Source organism: Salegentibacter sp. (assembly GCF_041642575.1).
GTDB lineage: Bacteria > Bacteroidota > Bacteroidia > Flavobacteriales > Flavobacteriaceae > Salegentibacter.
The window spans coordinates 1-2223 of sequence record NZ_JBEPWD010000183.1; the positions used below are offsets into that span (position 1 = coordinate 1).

2 protein-coding genes are annotated in these 2223 nt (G+C 41.5%); one reads left to right on the forward strand and one right to left on the reverse strand.

Annotation, left to right across the window (positions count from 1 at the left end; all coding sequences use genetic code 11):
- On the reverse strand, window positions 1-827 hold an 827-nt coding region (locus ACESK1_RS13105; RefSeq protein ID WP_372920620.1), incomplete at its 3' end, for a WD40/YVTN/BNR-like repeat-containing protein.
- Window positions 828-1026: 199 nt separating this feature from the next.
- Between ACESK1_RS13105 and ACESK1_RS13110 the strand changes: the two genes are divergently transcribed.
- Window positions 1027-2223 (forward strand): RsmB/NOP family class I SAM-dependent RNA methyltransferase (locus ACESK1_RS13110; protein ID WP_372920621.1); only part of this gene is annotated, 1197 nt, incomplete at its 3' end.

A 2223-nucleotide genomic window follows, 5' to 3' on the forward strand; every position in this document is an offset into this window, starting at 1 on the left:
CTTGTTATTGCTTTATTCGCTGAATTATCACCCGGATTGGTGTAATCCCCGCCGATTATAATCCCGTTATTTTCATCATAAAAATCAATGCTGTAACCTCCGGTGGTTTCCTTTCCCTGAATAAGCGGAGTGTCGTTAACCTCCCAACTTTTTCCCTTGTCTGGAGAGTAAAAAACCCTTGATTTTTTTCCTCCGGAAAGTATCCAGGTTTTATCATCTTTCACGGCAATATTAGAGTTACTGGCAGCGAAAGCGGCTTCACCTTCTGCAGCTTCCGGTAACACACTACAGTCTATTTTCTCCCAGTTCTCCCCTCCATCCCGGGTAATGATCACAGACAAACAATTTTCGGTTGGATCTCCCATCGCAATACCTTCAAGGTCATTCCAGAAGATCATAGAATCATAAAAAGCTTTTTCATCATTTTCGCGATAAACCAGCTCCATCTGACCCGAATTTCCGGTTTTATACAACAAAGCCGGACTTCCAACGCTTAATACAAAAACATCTGTATTAGTGCTGGCCACCGCCCTGAATTCAGGAATATAATCTCCGTCTTTTATAACTCCGGTTTTCATTTCTCCCGTTTGACTGTTATAAAGTCCGAAAGTTCCTTTATTCGCGGCAAAAGCAAGGTTGTTCCCTATGATCTCTATTGCCCGAATACTTAGCGAATCATCCTCAAAAATATTTTCGATCTCAACACTGCCGAATTCTTTCGCTTCAGCATTCTTTGTTTCAGAAGTTTCAGATTTGTCAGATTTGTCAGATTTGTCAGATTTGCAGGAAAAGCTTAGCAATAAAGCAAGGAAAAGTATTTTTTTCATTTGGAATTAATTTCGGTTTCAGTGATCCTTATGGGATTTTGACCAAAGATAAATTTTTCTGAAGATAAAATGCCACGGAACAAGTTCACGAGACATCCAAAATTGATATAATATTTGAACTTAAAAACAGGCATGGGGTTTTCTGAATCTCGCGATTATCGGGTAAAAAAACCTACCTTTGCAGCCTTAAAATTTGATTATGCGTTTACACAGGAATTTGGTTTTTGCAACCCTTGATGCTCTTTCAGAAATTTTCAACGAAGGAGCTTATGCCGATAAAGTAATAGAAAAAACCTTAAAACGCGATAAACGCTGGGGTGCCCGCGACCGCAGTTTTATTGCTGAAACCACTTACGACATCGTGAGATGGAAAAGACTCTATGCTGAAATCGCCGAAGTTAAGGAACCATTTGACCGTGAAAACCTGTTTCGCATTTTTACCGTTTGGGCTACGCTTCGCGGAATAAAATTACCGGACTGGCCACAATTTGAAGGTACTCCAACCCGTAGAATTAAAGGTAAATTTGACAGCCTGAGCAAAATCAGAAAAATGAGGGAGTCTATCCCTGATTGGCTGGATGAAACCGGAGTAGCCGAGCTTGGAGAAGAAACCTGGGAAAAAGAAATAGGAGCTTTAAACAAACAAGCTCCTGTGCTACTAAGGGTAAACACCCTCAAGACCACTCCAGAAAAACTCCAGCAGATATTAAAGGAAGAGGAAATTATTACTCATACAATAAAAGGATATCCGGAAGCCTTACAATTGGAAGAACGCGCAAATGTCTTTAGAACACAGGCTTTTAAAGACGGGCTTTTTGAAGTTCAGGATGCTTCTTCTCAATTGGTGGCACATTTCCTGGAAGTAGAACCCGGAATGCGTGTAGTAGACACCTGTGCCGGTGCCGGCGGGAAAAGCCTTCACCTGGCCGCCCTTATGGAAAATAAAGGCCAAATAATCGCCACCGATATCTACGGAAACAAACTTAAGGAACTCAAACGCCGCGCTAAACGTGCCGGAGCGCACAATATTGAAACCAGGGCTATAGACACTACCAAAGTGGTGAAAAAACTCTATAACACAGCTGACAGAGTTTTGATCGATGCTCCCTGCAGCGGCCTCGGTGTGCTTAGCCGAAATCCTGATGCAAAATGGAAATTACAACCTGAGTTTATTGATAATATTAAAAAGACCCAGGCTGAAATTATCTCAAAATACTCCAAAATGTTAAAACCGGGAGGGAAAATGGTATATGCGACCTGCTCTATTCTCCCTTCTGAAAATCAGCAGCAGGTTGAGTTTTTCCTGGCTTCAGATGAGGGTAAAGACTTCAAGCTAATCAAAGACCAGAAACTTCTTTCCTCAGAAACAGGGTTTGATGGGTTTTATATGGCCTTG